The sequence below is a fragment of the uncultured Limnohabitans sp. genome (assembly GCF_937889215.1).
Classification (GTDB): domain Bacteria; phylum Pseudomonadota; class Gammaproteobacteria; order Burkholderiales; family Burkholderiaceae_C; genus Limnohabitans_A.
Genome location: NZ_CALBEX010000346.1, coordinates 1 through 1,106 on the forward strand (window position 1 = coordinate 1; position 1,106 = coordinate 1,106).

Genomic DNA, 1,106 nt, shown 5'->3' on the forward strand with positions numbered 1-1,106 from the left:
ACGGTTGCACACATCGAGCTGATCGGCGGCCAGCACGTTCACCACGTAATGCGTGCCCGCATGGAAAAGCGGTGCGCTGCTGGCGCCTTGACCCAGGCTCCACAACACCAGACACGGCGTGAGCGACACCGAGTTGAATGAACTGGCGGTGATGCCCACAAAGCTGTTGCTGGCTGAATTGCCCTTACGTGCACCCGGCGCGAACGTGGTGATGACGGTCACTCCCGTGGCAAAGCGGGATAGTGCTTGCTTGAAATGTGGCGTTTCAAAGTCTGGGCTCAGCGCTTTGATGTGGGACGGGAGGGCTGGGTGCATGGGTTGATCATAGTTGAATTGCATGAATTTTTATATAAACTGATCCTTCATGCCTGCAGTTGAGCCGTTCGGTGCTGCAGCCCAAGGAGACAAGCATGCTGGTGGAACGAATCGAAAACAGGTGGCTCGCGGCTTTTACCCGCACCTTCACGCTGTGCAAGGTGCAGCCAGGCGAAGTGGTCGCCATTTTGGCCGAAACCCAATCACGCCGAGTCAACGTGGACTTGGCCCGCCTCGCGCTGGAGGCCATGGGTGCCCGCGTGTTCGAGGTGACCTTGACCACGCCAGCCCTGACCGCCCCCGCGCCTGTGCGCTCCACCGGAGCCAGCGACGCCATTGGTCAGCTGGGCCCGGTGGTGGCCGCGTTGGCCCGCGCCGACATGGTGGTGGACTGCACCGTCGAGGGCCTGCTGCACGCCAGCGAGTTGCCCACCATCATGAAGGGCGTGGACGGGCACATGCCGCGCCTGTTGATGGTGTCGAACGAGCACCCCGAAATTTTGGAACGCACCGTGCCCGATCCGGCGCTAGAAGTTGTGGTGCGCTCGGCCATGAAAAAGCTCCGGGCCGCGCAGCAGATGCATGTGACGTCTGCCGCAGGCACCGACCTGCGCGTGAACCTGAAACATGGCGACAAACAAGCGGTGGTGGGCGGCGTGTGGGGCTTTTGCCCCAAGCCCGGCATGGTCTCGCATTGGCCTGCGGGCTTGGCGCTGGCGTTCCCGGCGGCGGGCAGCGTCAACGGCACGCTGGTCATGGCCCCCGGTGATGTGAACCTGACATTCAAAAGC

At 62.4% G+C, this 1,106-nt stretch carries 1 protein-coding gene and 1 pseudogene; one reads left to right on the top strand and one right to left on the bottom strand.

Features of this window, described 5'->3' with window-relative positions; all coding sequences use genetic code 11:
• On the bottom strand, positions 1-315 hold a 315-nt coding region (locus tag Q0341_RS08845), incomplete at its 3' end, for a flavin reductase family protein (RefSeq protein WP_299512254.1).
• 95 nt (positions 316-410) lie between these two features.
• On the opposite strand from Q0341_RS08845, the pseudogene Q0341_RS08850 reads away from it, so the two are divergent.
• A pseudogene (locus Q0341_RS08850) lies at positions 411-1,106 on the top strand (peptidase M29); the annotation flags it as partial.